Origin of the sequence: Brevibacillus sp. SAFN-007a (assembly GCF_051967035.1) — a bacterium.
Taxonomy (GTDB): domain Bacteria; phylum Bacillota; class Bacilli; order Brevibacillales; family Brevibacillaceae; genus Brevibacillus.
On the sequence record NZ_JBQCKK010000025.1, the window covers coordinates 22,404 to 41,711 of the forward strand.

18 protein-coding genes, 1 tRNA gene and 1 pseudogene are annotated in these 19,308 nt (G+C 49.7%); 11 read left to right on the forward strand and 9 right to left on the reverse strand.

All coding sequences use genetic code 11. The annotated features are described in order from the left end of the window. Nucleotides 1-86: 86 nt before the first annotated feature. Nucleotides 87-1,334, reverse strand: a pseudogene (locus tag ACTHO6_RS19020) (MFS transporter); the annotation flags it as partial. 578 nt (nucleotides 1,335-1,912) lie between these two features. Here ACTHO6_RS19020 and ACTHO6_RS19025 point away from each other — a divergent pair. The 10 genes from ACTHO6_RS19025 to ACTHO6_RS19070 all read left to right on the forward strand — a co-directional run bounded on the left by ACTHO6_RS19025 (nucleotide 1,913) and on the right by ACTHO6_RS19070 (nucleotide 9,989). Next, nucleotides 1,913-2,767, forward strand: coding sequence for a hypothetical protein (locus tag ACTHO6_RS19025; protein ID WP_440243245.1), 855 nt, complete (start codon nucleotides 1,913-1,915; stop codon nucleotides 2,765-2,767). A 233-nt stretch (nucleotides 2,768-3,000) separates the two neighbouring features. Then, nucleotides 3,001-3,810 carry a hypothetical protein gene (locus ACTHO6_RS19030; RefSeq protein WP_440243246.1) on the forward strand — a complete coding sequence of 270 codons (810 nt, stop codon included), beginning with the start codon at nucleotides 3,001-3,003 and terminating at the stop codon, nucleotides 3,808-3,810. Further along, nucleotides 3,807-4,454: an ABC transporter ATP-binding protein gene (locus tag ACTHO6_RS19035; RefSeq protein ID WP_440243247.1), complete on the forward strand. Its 648-nt coding sequence runs from the start codon at nucleotides 3,807-3,809 to the stop codon at nucleotides 4,452-4,454. The genes ACTHO6_RS19030 and ACTHO6_RS19035 overlap by 4 nt, the downstream gene beginning before the upstream one ends. A 42-nt stretch (nucleotides 4,455-4,496) precedes the next feature. Continuing rightward, complete coding sequence (locus tag ACTHO6_RS19040; RefSeq protein WP_440243248.1) at nucleotides 4,497-5,279, forward strand: hypothetical protein; 783 nt, start codon at nucleotides 4,497-4,499, stop codon at nucleotides 5,277-5,279. Between the two features lie 19 nt (nucleotides 5,280-5,298). Further along, complete coding sequence (locus tag ACTHO6_RS19045) at nucleotides 5,299-6,108, forward strand: hypothetical protein (protein ID WP_440243249.1); 810 nt, start codon at nucleotides 5,299-5,301, stop codon at nucleotides 6,106-6,108. Between the two features lie 123 nt (nucleotides 6,109-6,231). Next, nucleotides 6,232-7,047 (forward strand): hypothetical protein, encoded by an 816-nt coding sequence (locus ACTHO6_RS19050; RefSeq protein ID WP_440243250.1) that lies wholly within the window; start codon nucleotides 6,232-6,234, stop codon nucleotides 7,045-7,047. 32 nt (nucleotides 7,048-7,079) lie between these two features. Next, nucleotides 7,080-7,820, forward strand: coding sequence for a hypothetical protein (locus ACTHO6_RS19055; RefSeq protein ID WP_440243251.1), 741 nt, complete (start codon nucleotides 7,080-7,082; stop codon nucleotides 7,818-7,820). Further along, nucleotides 7,821-8,633, forward strand: coding sequence for a hypothetical protein (locus tag ACTHO6_RS19060; RefSeq protein WP_440243252.1), 813 nt, complete (start codon nucleotides 7,821-7,823; stop codon nucleotides 8,631-8,633). It abuts the gene before it with no gap. A 12-nt stretch (nucleotides 8,634-8,645) separates the two neighbouring features. Continuing rightward, complete coding sequence (locus tag ACTHO6_RS19065; RefSeq protein WP_440243253.1) at nucleotides 8,646-9,287, forward strand: ABC transporter ATP-binding protein; 642 nt, start codon at nucleotides 8,646-8,648, stop codon at nucleotides 9,285-9,287. A 12-nt stretch (nucleotides 9,288-9,299) separates the two neighbouring features. Next, a complete protein-coding gene (locus tag ACTHO6_RS19070) occupies nucleotides 9,300-9,989 on the forward strand; it encodes a hypothetical protein (protein ID WP_440243254.1) in 690 nt (229 codons plus the stop codon). A 558-nt stretch (nucleotides 9,990-10,547) separates the two neighbouring features. Here the strand turns inward: ACTHO6_RS19070 and glmS are convergent. The 6 genes from glmS to sigW all read right to left on the reverse strand — a co-directional run bounded on the left by glmS (nucleotide 10,548) and on the right by sigW (nucleotide 17,599). Beyond that, a complete protein-coding gene (glmS, locus tag ACTHO6_RS19075; protein ID WP_440243255.1) occupies nucleotides 10,548-12,380 on the reverse strand; it encodes a glutamine--fructose-6-phosphate transaminase (isomerizing) in 1,833 nt (610 codons plus the stop codon). Nucleotides 12,381-12,839: 459 nt separating this feature from the next. Then, nucleotides 12,840-14,186: a phosphoglucosamine mutase gene (glmM, locus tag ACTHO6_RS19080; protein WP_440243256.1), complete on the reverse strand. Its 1,347-nt coding sequence runs from the start codon at nucleotides 14,184-14,186 to the stop codon at nucleotides 12,840-12,842. Between the two features lie 43 nt (nucleotides 14,187-14,229). Beyond that, complete coding sequence (locus ACTHO6_RS19085) at nucleotides 14,230-15,477, reverse strand: CdaR family protein (RefSeq protein WP_440243258.1); 1,248 nt, start codon at nucleotides 15,475-15,477, stop codon at nucleotides 14,230-14,232. After that, on the reverse strand, nucleotides 15,470-16,288 hold the full coding sequence (gene cdaA / locus ACTHO6_RS19090) for a diadenylate cyclase CdaA (RefSeq protein ID WP_007780837.1): 819 nt from the start codon (nucleotides 16,286-16,288) through the stop codon (nucleotides 15,470-15,472). The genes ACTHO6_RS19085 and cdaA overlap by 8 nt, the downstream gene beginning before the upstream one ends. 107 nt (nucleotides 16,289-16,395) lie before the next feature. After that, nucleotides 16,396-17,019, reverse strand: a complete 624-nt coding sequence (locus ACTHO6_RS19095) for a zf-HC2 domain-containing protein (protein ID WP_440243259.1) — start codon at nucleotides 17,017-17,019, stop codon at nucleotides 16,396-16,398. A 16-nt stretch (nucleotides 17,020-17,035) separates the two neighbouring features. After that, on the reverse strand, nucleotides 17,036-17,599 hold the full coding sequence (gene sigW / locus ACTHO6_RS19100; RefSeq protein ID WP_197187569.1) for an RNA polymerase sigma factor SigW: 564 nt from the start codon (nucleotides 17,597-17,599) through the stop codon (nucleotides 17,036-17,038). A gap of 179 nt (nucleotides 17,600-17,778) precedes the next feature. Here sigW and ACTHO6_RS19105 point away from each other — a divergent pair, with 179 nt between their 5' ends. Then, complete coding sequence (locus tag ACTHO6_RS19105) at nucleotides 17,779-17,928, forward strand: aspartyl-phosphate phosphatase Spo0E family protein (RefSeq protein WP_063229046.1); 150 nt, start codon at nucleotides 17,779-17,781, stop codon at nucleotides 17,926-17,928. A 93-nt stretch (nucleotides 17,929-18,021) separates the two neighbouring features. On the opposite strand, the gene rocF is transcribed toward ACTHO6_RS19105, so the two are convergent. Both rocF and ACTHO6_RS19115 read right to left on the reverse strand, forming a co-directional pair. Then, on the reverse strand, nucleotides 18,022-18,918 hold the full coding sequence (gene rocF / locus ACTHO6_RS19110; protein ID WP_440243260.1) for an arginase: 897 nt from the start codon (nucleotides 18,916-18,918) through the stop codon (nucleotides 18,022-18,024). Between the two features lie 189 nt (nucleotides 18,919-19,107). After that, nucleotides 19,108-19,181: transfer RNA gene (locus tag ACTHO6_RS19115), tRNA-Gly, on the reverse strand. Nucleotides 19,182-19,308: the final 127 nt, after the last annotated feature.

Sequence of the window (19,308 nt, forward strand, 5' to 3'; positions counted from 1 at the left end):
TCGCAGGCCCATCTCCATGAGCCTGCCGCTTTTCGTCAAGCCAAAGCTTGCTGCCCAAAAGGTCGGAGCCAGACGGCACAATCGATTCAGCGGCGAGCTTGCTCCAGCTTCCCGCTGACTGCGGTGAGCAGCGCAGCGCCAACAACCATCACCCCACCGATCCACGGCGTATGAATCAAGCCCATGGTATCCACGACGATTCCGCCGACGAAGGCACCGATGGCAATTCCCAGATTAAACGCGGCAATATTGATCGCAGACGCTACATCGACGGCGCTGGGAACGTATTTTTCAGCCAGCTGCACCACGTATACCTGCAGGCCCGGCACATTCATGAAGGCCAACAGCCCCATCAGCACGATCGTCAAGGTACCTGCTATTTTGAATGGTGCCGTAAACGTGAGAATGACGAGAATGACAGCCTGAATCACAAACATCCAAAACAGCGCCTTGAGCGGGTTTTTATCCGCAGCTTTCCCCCCGATCGTATTGCCGATCGCAATCGCCAGGCCGTATACGAGCAGGATGACGCTCACGACGCTCGCCGAATAACCCGTGATCTCTTCCAGAATCGGTCCTAAAAACGTGAAGGTGACAAACGTACCGCCGTAGCCAAGCGCCGTGATCGCAAAAGCCAGCAGCAGTCGGCCGTTCGTGACAATTTTTACTTGGTCCTTCAACGAAGCAGACTTGCCTTTTTTTAAATTCCCCGGAACGAGAACCGCGGTAGCCACCAACGCAATCAGTCCAAGAATGGCAACACCCCAAAAAGTCGCTCTCCATCCAAACATTTGCCCGATAAACGTTCCCAATGGAACCCCGGTCACCGTTGCGACCGTCAATCCGGTAAACATGGTCGCAATCGCGCTGGCGCGCTTGTTTTCCGGCACCAGGTCAGCCGCAATCGTCGATCCGATGGAAAAGAAAACCCCGTGCGAAAACGCGGTGATAAAGCGGGCAACAAGCAGCAGCGCAAAGCTGGCTGACAGGGCCGCCACACTGTTTCCGACGATGAATACAATCATCAGCAGCAAAAGCAGCAGTTTGCGAGGGATTCTGCTCGTCAGTGCCGTAATAATCGGCGCTCCCACAGCGACTCCCAGCGCATAGCCAGAAATTAACAGCCCGGCAAGCGTTATGGTTACCTGCAAATCTTGCGCGACAGTAGATAACAGACCCACAATGACAAATTCCGTCGTCCCGATGCCAAAGGCACTGATTGCGAGCGCAAGTAAAGCAAGCGTGGAATTTTTCGCACCTTTTTCTTGCTGTTGCACTCTCTCCATTGCTGTACTCATGCTGAAAAAATATCCTCCTTCAAGTTTTACTTGCCAGCCATATGGTAGGGCCCTTACGCATCATGATTGGCGAATATGGTGTTGCTGTCTGTTATTATCGGTCATGCACACCTTCATAGGAAGTACGTACTTTTCAGTAGCATAGGTACCGAAAAGTGCCTAAGGCGTCTGTCGTCTTTGTTGCATCGTGAAAGCCGCAAAAAAAAGCTGGCCCTCCTTGTCCCCTCGGCTGACCAGCTTTCTTCTTTGCTTTTTCCTTGCCGAATAGCGCCGCAACCGGCGTTGCCCCGGCTTTTTCCCGGTAACGCTCCACATCCGTTTACCAGGCAAGCTGCCTGATCGGCGGAAACTTAAACAAACGTTTAGGTGATTGTTTACCAGCAAACTTCTGGTCGCTGTCTGTTAACCGCGGGCAGCGATGGTACATTTTTCTTGCCTGACTTCCGCCAGTTTGCTCGTCTCCCCAACCGAAACAAAAAAACGAGCCTGTAGAATTTGACTCTCCGGCTCGTTCTTTGTTAGCCCAACAGATAGGCAGTACTTGCACTTTATTTGGAAGTATGTCTATTATTTGTATATCTTTTTCTTTAAAATATAGGAATTGTTGCCGTTTTATGACAACAAATGAACTTGTATCTTCTCAGGTGGTGTTTGCGTTGTTGGGGTCTCTCATCAAGTCGGAGCTTGGCCGTCTTCTTCACCGTTGGCAGCTTTGGGTAGCGTTATTGCTCCTAGTCGCCTTTTTTATTCAAGGTTATCTTGCGTTCTATCCCTTTGGCCGGGAAATCAGACCGTTCCATCACAATTGGTTTGTCGCGTTCAGCTATGCACAAGGCATGGGGGCTTCCGCTCTTTTAGCCGGGGTCTATCCACTTGTTATTTCGTTATTGGCTGGGGACTCGCTCGTGCGTGATAAACGCTCTGGATTTGACCGTTATATCATGACGCGAACTTCTTATCGAACGTATATTTTGTCCAAACTGATTTCCTCCGCTGTCATGGTCGCCCTGTTCGTTTATCTTGTCGAGTTTGCCATGTTCGCAGTGGCCATGCTTGTCTTCCCTGCCACCGAAACTGTACAGGCGGTAGAGGGGATCACTCCTGTCTATGCAGAGGATCTTTTCCTGACCCATCCGTATCTGTTTATTTTGTTGATTACCAGTAATGCCGTTTTGTATGGAATGGCACTGGCGATGCTAGGCAACTTCCTGGCTACTCTCACCAAAAATATATACGTGGTGCTAGTAGGCCCTTGGCTCTTGCTCTTTGTTCTGCAATCGATTTTCTACAAACTAGAACTGTCTGACTATGCGCCATTGGATTTGTTGGGGCTATACATAGGCGGGGGGCTGATTTATCAGCATTCCACTTTGGAGATTCCCTTGATCTTTTTAGCAGTGATCGCCTTTTTCTTTTTGTCTAGCTATCTGTTATTCACCTGGAGGATAAAGCGAGGGAATGGAAAATGAAGCAACCACTTGAATTTCAGCATGTTTGTAAAAAGTTAGGCAGGAATCGTAACAAGCATGAAAAGCTCTGCAACTAAAAATCAGGAGATGCAATTGATGCTCGAAACTAGCGCATTCAATATGGCCCCCGTGCGAGTGTCCTACACTTTCTGTCCATAACTTGCCACAGCAGAGGAGAGCTCTTCTTGCTCTCCTCTTTACATAGTTTTCCGTTAAGGTGGTGTCTAAGTTTGTTGGGTTCTCTCATCAAGTCAGAGCTTAACCGTTTTCTTCACCGTTGGCAGCTTTGGGTAGCGTTATTGCTCCTGGTCGCCTGTTTTATTCAAGGTTATCTTGCCTTCTATCCCTTTGGCCGGGAATTCAGACCGTTCCATCACAATTGGTTTGTCGCATTCAGCTATGCGCAAGGCAAGGGGGCTTCCGCTGTTTTAGCTGCGATCTATCCGCTTGTTATTTCATTATTGGCTGGGGACTCGCTCGTGCGTGACAGACGCTCTGGATTTGACCGTTATATCATGACGCGAACTTCCTATCGAACGTATCTATTGTCCAAACTGATTTCCTCCGCTGTCATGGTCGCCCTGTTCGTCTATCTTGTCGAATTTGCCATGTTCGCAGTGGCCATGTTTGTCTTCCCTGCCACGGAAACTGTACAGGCGGTAGAGGGGATCACTCCTGTCTACGCAGAGGATCTTTTTCTCACCTATCCGTATTTGTTTATTTTGTTGATTACCAGTAATGCCGTTTTGTATGGAATAGCGCTGGCGATGCTAAGCAACTTCCTGGCTACTCTCATCAAAAATATCTACGTGGTGCTAGTGGGCCCGTGGCTCTTGCTCTTTGTTCTGCAATCGACTTTCTACAGCTTAGAACTGTCTGACTATGCTCCGTTGAATTTGTTGGGACTATACATAGGCAGAAGGCTTATTTATGAGCATTCCACACTGGAGATTCCCCTGATCTTTTTGGCAGTAATCGCCTTTTTCTTTTTATCTAGCTATCTGTTATTCACCTGGAGGATAAAGCGAGGGAATGGAAAATGATGCAACCACTTGAATTTCAGCATGTTTGTAAAAAGTTAGGCAGAAATCCCATCCTGGAAGACGTTACCCTCTCTGTTCATGCCGGGGAGGTCGTTGGAATTGTCGGTACGAACGGATCTGGCAAAACAACACTGTTAAGGTTGGCAACCGGATTAGTCTATCCCGACAAGGGGCATGTGTACGTTGGCGGGAAAAAAATATACCCTGGCCTTTTAGGTGTCCTGCCGACCTCGGTTGGCGCTGTGATTGAGACTCCTTCGTTTCTTCCACAGTACTCCGGCTTGAAAAATCTTACCTTACTCGCCAGCATTCGTGGAAAGATCAGCCAGGAAACGGTTGTATCTACCATGAGAAAAATGGGACTCGACCCTTCCAACAAAAAGGCCGTGCAAAAGTATTCGCTGGGGATGCGGCAACGTCTCGCGATCGCCCAAGCGATTATGGAGAACCCGGACGTTTTGCTGTTGGATGAACCGACAAATGGGCTTGATGAGCAAGGGGTTGAGATTTTCTCCACTGTCATTCAGGAACAGGTCCAACGCGGAGCAGCGATCCTTATGGTTTCCCACCACAAGGAGGAAATTGACAAATACTGTGACCGCGTGTTTCGCTTGGAAAACCGCACCTTGAAACCAAAACGATGAAATACGCCCTTTTTGAGTTTTTCCTGCCCAGAGGTGAATCACATGCTGACCTTTGAACTGTCTCAACTGATTTCTCGCTACTATTGGCGATGGATTCTGGGGGCAGGCGTACTTTGCTTAAATGCGCTGTTCTACTTAAAAAGCCAAACGTTTGTCCCTCATTCTATTTGGGAGTTTGCTTTCTCATTTTTAACTAGTCCAGGACAAAGTACGATGATTTTGCCCGTGCTTTTTTTCATTATGACGGTCGATGTCATCAGGCTTGATATCACAAATCGCTATGTACAATATCTAAGTGTGCGAGCCAATACTCGCACGAACTGGTTTATCGCTAAACTATCAGCGATTTTCGTTATGGCGATCCTGTACACGATCATGACAATCATAATTCCACTGCTCATCGGGATGTTTTCGGGGTTAGAAACGGCATACATAATGGGGGAAGAGTCGTTGTTTATTTCGTCGACGTCTCTTGTTACTCTTCTCAGTTGTATTTTCCCTACATTTGTCATTACGTTAACGGCACTAGGTACCTTGCTCTCCATCCTCACTCTCTATATTTATCATCACTTTATTGTGTCGGCACTCGGCGTAATATTATGCCTGCTGTCCTACTTGACCTTTGCAAGGTACCATGATATCGGCTTTGCTTATAAATGGCTGCTAACTACACATATGTATCTACTCCCCAAGATTCCGACGAAACTTTCTTCGTCTAATCAGCTTGTGGCCCCTTCCTTTGCCTGGTCTTATGGCTACTTGTGTTGCTTGTATATCACAGCCATCATTTTGGGCTTCATGCGAATAAGAAAGATGAACCTTTAGGCAAGTTGGTGACTAGAGATTGAAAACATACCTGAAAATTACCTTGTTCTCACAGCCAGTTCCATTCATCTCATCGATCACCCTATTATTTGTTTTGCTCTCCGTACTCCATAGCCTTTCGATTCGATCTATGGACATCCCATCTGCCGATCTGTCTGTTTTGCTGATAAAATCCATCGGCGGATTGTTTTTTCATAGCAAAATCATAGAGGTAATTTTTTGGACGCTCACTACCCTGCCGCTTTTGCTTTTCATTTATCGAATGGTGGTTCATTTCAGCGAATACGACCAATACATACTCTTGCGGGTGCAAACCCGCAGTACATGGTGGGTAGGAAAATTTGTTTCGTGCGCGCTTGTTTCCGTTGTTTACGGATTATGGTATATCGTGATTCAGCTACTGGTCGGCTCTGTCTTCTTTTCCCTTCCCTTTTTCTATGAGATCCACTCTGTCGGGGGAATTGCCCGCCTCTCTGTTCCTTCACTCGCAGGCAGAATGGATCTCATGGCTATTTTCGTCTTTCTGACCGGGTTGGTGGCTTTAGGAGCTGTCTCTCTCCTTGCTGCCCTGCTAGGCAGAAGAGCGGGGAGCGCGTACCTTGTGTTTACCCTCTTGTTATTTATCTCGGGAGTGCTGTATGTGCAACAGCTGATTCCTCGTGAGATTTCTCCCATGATGTACCCGTCGTTCCTTGATTTATTTTCCGGCTCTTTCCAATACGACCGTGTATGGTATGCCTTAGCCCTGAATGCCAGCATTTCTTTGGTGTGTTTCGGAATAGGTTTCCGATGGAGTCGCTCAGCTTCGTTTCCTCTTCGGACTGAATAAATTCCAAATCATTGAAATTACTTGCAAAAAATAGTACCCTACCCTTATATCTATCGAAACTTACCTTTACGAGAGTACCGGGAGCTTCCTGGTACTCTGGCTATGTACCCAGGAGGAGGGCCAATGGGAAGACTGTTTTGGTTAGAAGGAAGAAACGGCTTACACCGAACCCAGTTTAAACTGGTCTTTGCCGTTCTGATGTTTTTGGCTCTGGGAAGTTTTCTTGTTACGTGCTACCACTTTTACGGCGATTCCCTCACCCAAATCAGATCGGCGCACGAAACCAGTATGCTCCAGGGGGTGTATTCGACTTCCTTTGTCATCATGCTGACCGTGTTGTTACCTTTGCTTGCAACTATGTTGTTTGCGGACTCGTTTTACGCTGACGTCCAGTCCGGCGTATATAAAAGCATCATCACGAGAACGGGCATGACCAGGTATGTATGCGTCAAAGCCGTCTGCACCTTCGGACTTACCTTTTTGGCATTCTTCATCCCGCTGATGATTAATCTGCTCTTGAACCTGATTGCCTTTCCCTTGGAAGGGTACGACAATAACTATTCGTTGCCGCCTTATGCATTCGATTATGACGAAACGAACATGTTTGAGCTGATGAGACTAGAGTCTCCCTATCTGTATTCCTGCCTGTTTGCAAGCATCTTGTCCATGTTTGCCGGGCTATTGTCTTTGCTGGCCTTTTCCCTTTACCTCTACGTCTCGAAAGGCACCATTTTTGTGCATTCCTGCGTTTTTTTCGGATACATCCTGCTGCATCTTTTTTTCAGCAAAATGGGGATGGAAGAGATGTCACTCCTGACTTACGTACGAACAGAAACAGAAGGAGATCCGGCTATCATGATCGGCTGGATGGCGGGACTGCTCCTCATTAGCTTCGTCATGATCTCATACAGACTATACCGATTTGATGCGGAATTATAAGGGCTAGTTACTTCAAAACGAGTAGGTGCAAGATGAAGCCAATACAGTTTCTTATGTTGAAAAGACTGATGACCTCTGTTTTCTTTTATGTGAGCATTCTTCTCCTTCTGGTGTTTGCCTGCCTTGTTTCCTTCCAGGTCACCAAAATGGGACAGAAGAGTAGCATTCCCGCTTTGATCCTTGTCAGTCATGGCGTGATGGATGCGAAAAAAATCGTATTTTTCATCATTCCCCTGTTTCTGGCGTTACAGATGATGATTACGGATATGTACAACCGATTCACGGTGCTACTTAAATATGACCGGGTGGGAAAGTGGTGGCGGGACGTATTTGTTTCTACCAGCCTCTTCTCTCTGATGATGATGATCGTGATACAGGGGAGTACGTTCCTTGGCTCCTTTCTGCTTATCCCTGATCGCATAGAGCGGCAACTGTTCCCCTATGTGATGTTCCACATGGGAATCGTGTGGATCTCGTTCATCGCGATTGGATGTGTCTATCACGTTTTGGTCCTTTTGCTGAAAAACCAGTATATCGCTTTGTTTTTGACGACCTTTGCTTTCTTTCTTCAAGACATGAGCAAATCCATCCTGAGGGTCGATTTTCTGTCATTACCTGCCCTCATGGCGCTGGAATACAAATTACGCTACCAGGTATTTACTGTTTTTCCGAGTGATGTGATTGTCTTTGGCGTCGTAGGAGGAGCAACGGCGATCCTCTATCTCGTGGGCTACCTCCTCGTCCGGGACAAAGATTTTTATTGGAGTGCCTGAATGATGAAGACATTTTTGGTCGTTCGACCCAGACTGTGCGTAAATATGGCACTGTCGGGAGCCATTGTTGCTGTGCTGCTAAGCCTGTACCACGCCCATTCTTTTGCCGTAAAAGAGTGCGGCTATCTGTACTGCTTGCTCCTGTCCGGATATGGAATCTTGCAGGTAGAAAAGATCAAATTCATCACGCCCCTCTTGGTGTGGCTCACTCCCCAGCTCGTGTTGGTTTTTATGCTTGGGAATTTTTTGTCAGAAAGCATGCAGCAGAATGCCGTCTATATCTTTACGAGGACAAACAAACGGAAAAAGTGGTTGTACGCGCAACTGCTCATTTTGTTTTTGTATAGCACGATCTATACTGCTGTCCAGTTCATCGTTGTTTTACTTTCAGGGTATGCCAGCGGCCTACAACCGGGGATGGACTCGCATTCGATCGAGGCGATCCTGATGGCTCTGTTGCTGCTGGTCATGCAAAACGTTTTCTTTGTGGTGGCAATCAATATGTTTTCCCTTGTTGTCAGCGCAGTTCAAAGCACGGCCATGTTTATGCTCGCGCATGTCGGGGGAGTCGTCCTGGCCTGGTTTATTCACGAATTTACCCCGGACTATAGCGGGGCGATTGTCTATTTTCCCTTTACGCAAGGAATCTACTCCTGGCATTCTGATGCCCCGGTGATTGCTTCTGCGCTACTAGGAGATCGTTTTCGCCTCGCTGACTACAGCGTGGTGTTTTCGATTGGGTACATGTTCGTGATGACCGTCGCACTCGCTTTGTTGGGCGCGTATCGATTGGAAAAAATGGATCTGCGATGAGGAGGAAATGACGTGAACGCCATCGAGGTACGACAACTTTCGAAAGTCATCAGAGGAAGGGAAATCTTGAAAGATATTCATTTATCGTTGGAGAAAGGGAAAATCTACGGCTTCTTCGGCCCGAATGGGTCTGGAAAAACCATGTTGTTCCGAGCCCTTTGCGGCTTGATTAAACCGACAACCGGTTCCATTACGCTGAACGGAAAGCAATTGCACAAAGACATTTCCTTTCCGGAGAGTGTCGGTGTCATCATTGAGTCCCCGGGTTTTTGGCCCCAATATACCGGTTGGGAAAACCTAAAACTGTTGGCACGTATAAAAAATATCATTTCGGATGCAGACATCAAGCACGCCATACAACGCGTAGGCTTATCCCCGGAGGATGACCGGACATTGAAAAGATACTCGCTTGGAATGAAGCAGCGACTGGCGATTGCCCAAGCTATCATGGAAAAGCCCGATTTCCTTTTTTTAGATGAACCGACCAATGCTTTGGATGAGGACGCCGTCCATTTGGTACGAAACATCTTGCTTGAAGAAAAATCCAGAGGAGCGACGATCTTGCTCGCTAGCCACAACAAGGATGACCTCGACATTCTCGCGGATCTCCGTTTCAAGGTTAGGGGCGGAGAATTGTCGTCGGATCATGGATGACGGGAGGCTCTCATGCGGAAAGGGACGTTCTATTATTCAGCCATGGGCATCGTTCTGCTTCTTTGTATCGTCGTTGGGATATTCACAAGATTCTCGTATCGGGCTCCTCTTGCTATCGGGAACCATTTTTCCCAGACCGCAGACTATTTCGTGTCTGTAGACCAAGAGGAAGAGTTTGCAAACCATTATTTTGACAACCATATCAAAAGCTACGAAGAGTTGGAAAAAAAAGCAGACCTCATTGTCAGGGTAAAGCCGACTTCCGACAGAACGCTGTACAATCAAGCCATTCTGTCCCAAGTAGAAGTATTGCAGGTCTACAAAAAACAAAATGTCCGTACAGCAGACTTTCTTTACATATTCGAGCCTAATTTTTTCCATGGGGATCAGTACTATTCTTTGTATGGCTACCAGATGATGCTCCCGGATACAGAGTATATTTTATTCCTGACCAAGATCAAGGCTCCTCCGGGGTATCGCGGCAGGGAAAAAGAAGCCATCACCTTTTTGCCAGTCTCGACGCTGTATGGCAAATTTCCTGTCAACCAGGAGAAAAAAGCAAAAGCGCTATCCCCGCTTGCTCTGGAATCCGGGCAGATAACTTTTCGCGATGTTCAGGAGTATGAAATTCTGTCCGCCGATCCAGAAAGCTTGGACACCTACTTTGCGATCCAACAAGAAGTTAGGAGGAATCTGAGGTAAGGCTTATTATTGCCTCTGGTTTTTGAGCGATTTATAGAGGGGGGCGTCCTCCTCTAGTATTATGCGCAAACAACCGCTCTTCTGGAATCGTCTCGATCACTCATCAATGACACGCTCACGCTCCACATGGTGGGGCGTTTTTTTGTTCCTATTTTTGGCATTCAATAAAAACGGGGCATCCAGCAGTCAGTTTACACTGACTTTCTGGACAGCCCCATTTGTGTCGGATCACTAGTTGTAAACGATGTTTTGTATGCTTACACATCGAAACCATCATTAGCGAGTGTCATCCCATATTGAGTGGCAACTGTCGAGAGAGTCGAACAATCCCACTGTTCGCCCCCTTGGGAGCATTATTCCAACCAACCTGTGACCTATTATGGGGAAAGCTCAAGTGCAGATCATGGGGCCATATATTTTTCCCTATTGGCACCCGCCGTTTACCGATTGCGCTTAGCCATTTGCTCACTCCTAACTCATTTTCCCAAAACAAAAGGAGCCACCCGAAGGCAGCCCCAAATGGAGTCATGATGTAAATCTCTGCTCCAACAAATCCGCTTACTCCACCGTCACACTCTTCGCCAAATTCCGTGGTTTATCCACGTCCAGGCCGCGAGCGACGGATGCGTAATACGCGAGCAATTGCAATGGAATGACGGTCAGAATCGGTGTGAGCATTGGCAAGGTAGCGGGCATGTAGATCACTTCGTCCACGCTCTTCGCCAGATCGTGGTTGCCTTCGGTCGCGAAGCCCAGGACGTGGGCACCGCGCGCTTTTACTTCCACGATGTTGCTCACCATTTTTTCGTAGATGTCCGGTTGTGTAGCCAATGCGACGACGGGTACGTTCTCTTCAATCAGCGCAAGCGTACCGTGCTTCAGTTCACCGGCCGGGTACGCCTCGGAGTGAATGTAGGAGATTTCCTTGAGCTTCAGGGAGCCTTCCAGCGACACCGCATAGTCCAGGCCGCGGCCGATGAAGAACAGGCTGTTTACCCCTTTTGTGCTCTCGGCAAAGTGGCGAACCTGCTCAGCGTCTTCGAGCATGGCTGCGATTTTTCCAGGAATGGTCTCCAGGTGTTCCACGACAGTTGCTACCTCAGAAGCCGCAAGCGTGCCTTTTACCTGCGCCAGATACAGGCTGAACAGGTACAGGGCTACTACTTGGGAGGTGTACGCCTTTGTCGAAGCTACCGCTATCTCGGGACCGGCCCAGGTGAAGATCACTTCATCTGCCTCGCGAGCCACCGAGCTGCCCACGACGTTTGTGATCGCGAGTACCTTCACGTTGCTCTTCTTCGCTTCGCGCAACGCAGCCAGCGTATCTGCTGTCTCCCCGGATTGGCTGATGACGATCATCAAGGTTTTGTCCGTGTAGATCGGATCACGGTAACGGAACTCGGAAGCTACCGCTACCTCTACAGGAACGCGGGTCCATTTTTCGATAACGTCTTTGCCGACCAGACCTGCGTGCATGGAAGTACCGCAAGCGACGATGTAGATACGGTCGTACGCCGCCAGCTCGGCATCGCTCATTTTCAACTCAGGCAAAATCACGCGCTTGTTCTCGTGGTCGATGCGGGCGCCCATTGTGTCGCGAACCGCTTGCGGCTGCTCGAAAATTTCCTTGAGCATGAAGGAATCATAGCCGCCTTTTTCCGCTTGCACCAGATCCCACTCGACGTGGAACAGCTCCCGCTCGATTTTCTCTCCGGTCTCTGCATCCATCAGTTCCACGCCGTCGCGCGTCAAGACAGCCATTTCACCTTCGTTCAAAATGTAGACGTCACGGGTATGCTCCAAAATGGCCGGGATATCCGAGCCGATAAAGCTTTCGCCCTGTCCTACGCCGACTACCAGCGGGCTAGCCAGACGAACGGCTACCAGCTTATCCGGCTCATGCTCCGTCATGATTCCCAGCGCATAAGCACCACGCATGCGTTGCACAGCGCGACGCGTCGTGGACACGATATCCCCGTCATACATGTCTGCAAGCAAGTGAGCGATGACCTCGGTATCTGTCTCGGAAGTGAACGTGTAGCCTTTTGCCAGCAGTTCTTCCTTCAACGGCAGGAAGTTTTCGATAATCCCGTTGTGAACGACAGCAAAAGACGATTTTGCATCGGTATGCGGATGAGAGTTCTCGTCGGACGGCTTTCCGTGCGTCGCCCAACGCGTATGCCCGATTCCCATGCAGCCGGCAAGCGGCTTCGCTGCCAGACGATCCTCCAGCACAGCCAGACGTCCCTGCGCCTTTTCCAGTTCCAGACCGTTGTCGTTCACGACTGCGATGCCCGCCGAGTCATACCCGCGATACTCCAGCTTGCGCAGGCCTCCGATCACGATATCTTGCGCCTGTTTATCTCCGATATATCCAACGATTCCGCACATACGTGTATGATCCCCTTCCCAATTGACGGGGACACAACCCAAAACCAATAATACGGGGGCGTGCCCCCGCCATTCCATGTGTATGATTGATGTTTTTTGTCCGTGGCTTCAAAGGTATCATACGCAAAGTTTTGTCCACCAGATCACCCTGGTGCTTTGTCCTTGCGTTCTGCGGCAGTGATACTGCTGCCGGGAGGTATCCGCCGAAAACTTCGATAAACCTCCACCTCGTCCACTGGGCTCCATGCCGGGCAGCCGCAGTGCTGGCGCTTTACGACAGTTGGTTTTCTTTCCTCGCATCCGTTATCCGTTTGTTTTCTCCGATCCCCTCCCATTTTTTTCAAATCGTGCACACAGGCACATGAACACTGTACCACAGATCGAGAGGAGCGACAACACCTTCGTCATTTACTTGTATGCAAAAGGGAGCGGCGTCGCACCACTCCCCCCAAACATTTTTTATACCAGTTCCTGCTTCACCACGTCGACGATGCGATGCACGAGCGCTTCCAGCTGTGCAGCATCCGGACCTTCTGCCATGACGCGCACGATTGGCTCTGTGCCGGATGGGCGAACCAACACGCGCCCGTTGCCCGCCAGCTCCTCCTCGACTTCGCGAATGGCCTGCTCGATCGCTTCGTTACCATTCAGCTTTGACTTGTCCTCTACGCGGACATTCATCAACAGCTGCGGATACTTGACCATCACCTGTTTCAGCTCCGACAACGGCTTGCCCGACTCCTTGATAATGTTCAAAAGCTGCAAGCCTGTCAAAAGCCCGTCACCCGTCGTATTGTAGTCCAGGAAGACGATATGGCCGGATTGCTCGCCGCCAAGGTTGTAGCCGCCGCGCAGCATCTCTTCGACCACGTAGCGATCTCCCACAGCCGTTTTCGTGGTATGAATGGAGCACTCCTCCATCCCTTTGAAAAAGCCCATATTGGCCATGACGGTCGTCACAACTGTATTGTTATTGAGCTTTCCTTTTGCTTTCAGCGCACGTGCGCAGATCGCCATGATGTAATCGCCGTCGATGATTTCCCCTGTCTCGTCAACCGCGATACAGCGGTCTGCATCCCCGTCAAAGGAAAGACCCAGATCAGCCTTGTGCTTCAGCACTTCCTCCTGAAGACGCTCAGGATGGGTGGAACCGCACTGCTCGTTGATGTTGACCCCGTTCGGGTTGGCCCCGATGGTAATCACCTCTGCGTCCACGTCTGCAAACAGACGGGCTGCAAGCGACGAGACAGCTCCATTGGCGCAGTCCAGAACGACCTTCAAGCCGTCAAATCGCTCGGATACGGTACTTTTCAGGTGAGAGAGGTACTTTTGTCCCCCCTCCAGGAATTCCAATACCGTACCAATCTGTTCTCCTACCGGCCTTGGCAAAGTGTCCTCTGGCGCGTCCAGGTATTGCTCTACTTCTGCTTCCACTTCATCGGACAGTTTGAAACCGTTGCTGCCGAAGAACTTGATTCCGTTATCCGGAAACGGATTGTGGGAGGCGGAGATCATCACACCCGCATCCGCACCCAGTGCACGCGTGAGATACGCCACGCCTGAGGTGGAGATGACACCCAATCTGACCACTTCTGCTCCAACCGAAAGCAAGCCAGCCAAAAGCGCGCTTTCCAGCATCTGGCCGGAAATGCGCGTATCGCGCCCAATCACCACTTTTGGTTTTCCTTCCTGCTTGTGTCTGGTAAGAACGTAGCCGCCAACGCGTCCGATTTTAAATGCCAGCTCGGGTGTCAATTGTGTATTGGCTACACCACGTACACCGTCTGTTCCGAAATACTTCCCCATGTTTGTCCCTCATTTCCTTCCTTGTGCACACAACAGCTTATGTCTACCTTTGCTTGTTCGTGATTTCGATTGTGACCTTTTTCGGTGCGCTCGCAGAAGTCTTGATATAATCCGGCTGATTGAAAATGTAATTCAGTGGTACCTCGTACACACCAGCCGGCATGTTGCTGACATCTGCCACGACCTGCAAGTCTTCGTGTCTCAATTGATTCAGCACTTGTGGCGCGCCGATGACTTCAAAGTCAATTGTAGACAGCTCCTGACCGTTGGTGGACAACACCTTGGCTTGCATAGTCTCTGACAACCCGCTGATGCGAATCGGGATTTTCTCCAAACGCTTGGTTGTGGACGGAACTACTTTCAGCGATACCTTGAGATACTCCGGCTCTACCTTCACGATGTTATCCATTAACGGTATCTTTAGCTCCAAAAGGCGATCTGATGTAATGTTGGCAAGATCAATCTCCGGACCCGGATAGGTGTTCGCTTTTATGGCGTCAATGACCTCTTTCGGACCGAATACAGTCACCTCATCCACATTCATATCCATACTAGCCAAACTATAGCCATTCGGCATTTCATTCGTCAAGTTTAATTTGATCGGCACCTTCACAAAAGGACTCGTGACCGGGATGTTGACCTCTACCGTAAGCGGAATGACATCGGCACCTTGAATCACATTTCCTGACTTGTCCACTACCTTGAGCGGGACTGTAGTCTTAATCGCGGACGTCGCCCCTTCCAGATCGACAGAGGCTTTGACAGCCGCCACCTTGTCCACCTGGCTCTCCGGAACTCTGACCAGCGCCCGGAACGGCTTGACGATCGGTTCTCCTGCCGTATAACCGGGAGCAACTTGTCCCAGTTTTTCCACGGTAACCTCGCGCTCGACCGTCTTCTTCTCTTCCAGGGTGATTTCCACGACGTTCGGAATAATGCCCACTTTTACCTCGTCGGGGAACCCCTTGTACTGGACAGGCACTCTGTGAGTCCCTTTTCCTAATTGGGTAGCATCGACGTATACTTCCATCGAATCAGCCGGAAAAAAGTTATGCCGATAAAACGGGTTGTTGCTCTCCAACGCGACCTTTACCGTTCGCGGCTGCTTGACGACCTGAAAACGGTCCGTATCGTATTTGACATGCAAGGTCACACCGTCAATAAAGACGGGCTGGCTCGCTTCCGGAGTCGTGGTTTGCTCTGTCTCCAGATTGACGACCATCCACATCATGACAGCCAAAAGCAACGCTACGGCCCGTGCAAACCAATGACTGTTCAACCACTTATCCATGTTTTCGCCTCCATTGCCAACGACTGCCAATGGACTTGCCCTTTGACAGAGGCTGGAGCTGTTCGGTCAGCATCTCTGCCAGTTGCGCCTCCGTCAGATTTCGGTTCATCGCGCCATGCGCGGCAAAAGACACTTGTCCTGTCTCCTCCGAAACAATGATGGACATGCCATCCGAGACCTCGCTGACGCCGATTGCCGCGCGGTGACGTGTCCCCAGCTCCTTCGAAATGGAGTTGTTCTCAGACAGCGGAAGGTAACAGGCAGCAGCCAAAATGACATCCTTGCGCATGATGACGGCCCCGTCATGCAAAGGCGTATTCGGAATAAAAATATTGATAAGCAGCTCCGAGCTCACGCGTCCGTTAATCGCGATGCCCGTCTCTACGTAATCGTTCAGGCCTGTCTCACGCTCGATGACGATTAAAGCCCCGATCCGCCGCTTTGCCATGTAGGTAACCGATTTACACACCTCTTGCACCACGCGATTCACCATGTCATCGTCTTGCAGGCTGCTGGAGCGGGAAAAGAGCTTGCCTCGCCCAAGCTGCTCCAGCGCGCGACGCAATTCCGGCTGAAAGATAATAACCACAGCCAATACCCCGAAGGTAAAAGCTTGTGACATCAACCAGTGCAATGTCGTCAGTTGGAAGTACTTGCTGAGCAGCCAGGTGATGACGATCACCATGATCCCCTTCAACAACTGTACCGCACGCGTCCCCCGAATGAGCATAATGATTTTATAAATCACGTATGTAACGAGTAAAATATCCGTTCCATACCGCAGTAAATCCCCATAATCCATCGATATCATAACGAAGCCCCCATATCTCGCTCCATCTAAATAAGGTCAGCCTGTCTCCTGCGGAAAAAGCACGGCTCCACTGCCGTGCTGTTGATTGCTGTACTCTCTATTTTCTCTTATGGCAAGATCGGAAGCAAGTCATTTCCAATATTTTTCACCTCATACCAGATCCAGTCGAAGATCGCTTCGATGGATTCGGTATTGCCTACCACTTGAGCGGTAGAGGCCACAAACACTTTTCCTTCGATAGCCACCACGTTGCCTTTTACTTGCCCCTGAACGTCTACGTTGCCGTTTCGCACCACCAGGTCTCCGTCAATGCTCGTTCCTGCCGGTACCACGACGACATTGCGTTGCCGATCTATTTTCAACTTATCCATGTTGGCTGAAGATACTTGCAGCGTATTATCGCGGTCAAACCAGCTCGCGCACAGGCTGCCCGTCATGAGAAACAGAAACACCGCTGCTGCTGTCAAAAACGGGTGATTCCGCAACCAGCTTGAAATCAGGTTGGCCTTCGTCGGCGCAGGCAACTGGGCGAGAACACGTGCCGTAAAATCAGGAGAAACATGAATATGTGAAGCGCTCTGTACAAAAGCGATGGCCCGCTGCAGCTCGTGCATATGCTGGCGGCAGCCCGCACAAGTTCGTATATGTGCTTGCAAATGCTGATTGTCTAGTTCATCAGTGTCCCCATCCAGATATTCATGGATGAGACAAATCATTTCCCGGCATTCCATCGTGATTTCTCCTTTCTCACATCAATCGCAACTTGCTTCGCAACGCTTCCCGTCCTCGGTGAATGCGTGTCTTGATCGTCGTAATGGGAAGTTTTACGATATCGCTGATCTCCTGCAACGATAAATCCTCGATATAGCGCAAGATCATAATCGAGCGATATTTCGGCTGCAACTGGGACAGAGCATCCTGTACCGTCTCCTGCAGCTCCTGCGTCACGACTTTGTCTTCCGGCGTTCTCTCACCAGAAGACAGGCGCGAATACCAGTCCATCCCTTGCCCTGGTTCGGTTTCTTCATCCAATGAAAAGTCAGGTCTTTTTTTACGGCCACGGTCGATACATAGATTGGTCGCGATCCGGTAGATCCACGTGGAGAACTTGTAGCTGTCATCGTAGGAATGCAGGTTGGCATACACGCGCAGAAAAGTCTCTTGCGCGATATCCTCCGCATCCTGGCGGTTTCCCACCATGCGATAAGCAAGCTGAAATATCTTGTCTTTATAAATTTCGATCAACTCCGCAAATGCTTCACGGTCCCCACGCTTTGCCCGCTGAGTCAACCGTTTCTCTACAAAATCCATGCGATCCTCCCCACAATACCGTAATCCTATATACGGATGATACTGCAAATGGTTTCGTTCCTAAATGCGTGTTTGTGCAGGTAATTTGTTGGGAAATAGAGGAATAAGGGAACTGCCTACCTCTATATATTATTGATGATAACTCTTTCATCCCTCAGTTGGAAAGGAGAGTGGGACGTATGTCGAAGCAGGACGTTCTCCTCCAGATCGAGCAGCTGCGTAAAGAGCTCAACGATCAGTATAAGAAACAGGCATCCATCACTCCTGAATTAGTTGCCCTAAGTGTGCAGCTTGACCACCTATTAAACGAACTACATCTCCATCCTTAGAATGTACTTCTTTCTTCCCCCCATGTAAAGATGCGTAAAAACCAAAAAGAGAGGCAATCAGGGCCTCTCTTTTTGGTTTCGGTCAACGATCAATTACAGCAATTTGTCACCGAATACAGAGCTCATCAATGCAACTGCGACGCGCGCTGTCATGTTTTCACGGTCGAGGATCGGGTTTACTTCCACGAATTCTGCGGAACAAAGAATGTCAGCATCAGCCAGCATCTCCAGGGAGACATGTCCCTCCCGGTAAGAAATACCGCCGATCACCGGGGTACCTACTCCTGGCGCGTCATGCGGGTCCAGACCGTCCAAATCCAGGCTCAAGTGCACGCCATCGGTGTTTTTGGACACGTGAGCAATCGCTTCTTCCATCACGCGAGCCATTCCCAGCTTGTCGATCTCGTGCATGGTGAACACTTTTATGCCGATGCGCTTGATAAGATCGCGCTCGCCTTGATCGAGGTCGCGCGCCCCGATAATGACCACGTTTTCAGGCTGCAGCTTCGGCGCGAATCCGCCAATGTTCGTCAGGCGCTTATGTCCATACCCAAGGCTCGCCGCCAGCGGCATTCCGTGGATGTTGCCGGACGGAGAGGTTTCTCCTGTGTTCAGGTCTCCGTGCGCATCGAACCAGATGACCCCGAGATTTTTCACGTGCTTGGCGACACCTGCAATCGTTCCCAGAGCTATGCTGTGATCGCCCCCCAGCACGAGCGGGAAACGGCCAGCGGTCATGATATCGCTTACAACATCAGCGAGCTTTTCGTTCGCCTCCACAACCTCATCCAAATATTTATGATTTTCCGTTTCCGTAAAGCGATGCGGACGGGTTACAAAAATATCTCCGCGGTCCTCGATATGAAAGCCCATTTTTTCCAAGCGAGCTACAACACCTGCGTAACGGATTGCACTTGGTCCCATATCTACTCCACGACGGTCTGCTCCGAGATCCATCGGTACACCGACAATACTCATGTTCTTGTTCATGTAGACGCCCCCAATTCCTTCGATCGTTGTTGCTTCACCCCTATATTGTAGCCTCCGATCGCGAAATGACTCAACTCGACAGGATTTTGCATAAATAACCCGTCTGGCCTCAGGCCATTGTCCTATTCGCTATCTGTCCACGCAAAAAAACGAGCAACCGAATCGGCTACTCGTTTTAGACCATACATATGGAGCGGGTGATGGGAATCGAACCCACGCGACCAGCTTGGAAGGCTGGAGTTCTACCATTGAACTACACCCGCGCATTCTCTTATTGGGAAAACAGAAAACCCGGCAACACGTGCTGGGAAAAATGGTCGGGAAGACAGGATTCGAACCTGCGACCCCTTGGTCCCAAGCCAAGTACTCTACCAAGCTGAGCTACTTCCC

Bases quoted from the DNA above. Each gene is read 5' to 3' on its own strand.
- ACTHO6_RS19025 (WP_440243245.1), top strand. From the start codon at position 1,913: ATGACAACAAATGAACTTGTATCTTCTCAGGTGGTGTTTGCGTTGTTG.
- ACTHO6_RS19035 (WP_440243247.1), top strand. From the start codon at position 3,807: ATGATGCAACCACTTGAATTTCAGCATGTTTGTAAAAAGTTAGGCAGA.
- ACTHO6_RS19040 (WP_440243248.1), top strand. From the start codon at position 4,497: ATGCTGACCTTTGAACTGTCTCAACTGATTTCTCGCTACTATTGGCGA.
- ACTHO6_RS19050 (WP_440243250.1), top strand. From the start codon at position 6,232: ATGGGAAGACTGTTTTGGTTAGAAGGAAGAAACGGCTTACACCGAACC.
- ACTHO6_RS19055 (WP_440243251.1), top strand. From the start codon at position 7,080: ATGAAGCCAATACAGTTTCTTATGTTGAAAAGACTGATGACCTCTGTT.
- ACTHO6_RS19060 (WP_440243252.1), top strand. From the start codon at position 7,821: ATGATGAAGACATTTTTGGTCGTTCGACCCAGACTGTGCGTAAATATG.
- ACTHO6_RS19070 (WP_440243254.1), top strand. From the start codon at position 9,300: ATGCGGAAAGGGACGTTCTATTATTCAGCCATGGGCATCGTTCTGCTT.
- glmS (WP_440243255.1), bottom strand. From the start codon at position 12,380: ATGTGCGGAATCGTTGGATATATCGGAGATAAACAGGCGCAAGATATC.
- glmM (WP_440243256.1), bottom strand. From the start codon at position 14,186: ATGGGGAAGTATTTCGGAACAGACGGTGTACGTGGTGTAGCCAATACA.
- ACTHO6_RS19085 (WP_440243258.1), bottom strand. From the start codon at position 15,477: ATGGATAAGTGGTTGAACAGTCATTGGTTTGCACGGGCCGTAGCGTTG.
- cdaA (WP_007780837.1), bottom strand. From the start codon at position 16,288: ATGATATCGATGGATTATGGGGATTTACTGCGGTATGGAACGGATATT.
- ACTHO6_RS19095 (WP_440243259.1), bottom strand. From the start codon at position 17,019: ATGGAATGCCGGGAAATGATTTGTCTCATCCATGAATATCTGGATGGG.
- sigW (WP_197187569.1), bottom strand. From the start codon at position 17,599: ATGGATTTTGTAGAGAAACGGTTGACTCAGCGGGCAAAGCGTGGGGAC.
- ACTHO6_RS19105 (WP_063229046.1), top strand. From the start codon at position 17,779: ATGTCGAAGCAGGACGTTCTCCTCCAGATCGAGCAGCTGCGTAAAGAG.
- rocF (WP_440243260.1), bottom strand. From the start codon at position 18,918: ATGAACAAGAACATGAGTATTGTCGGTGTACCGATGGATCTCGGAGCA.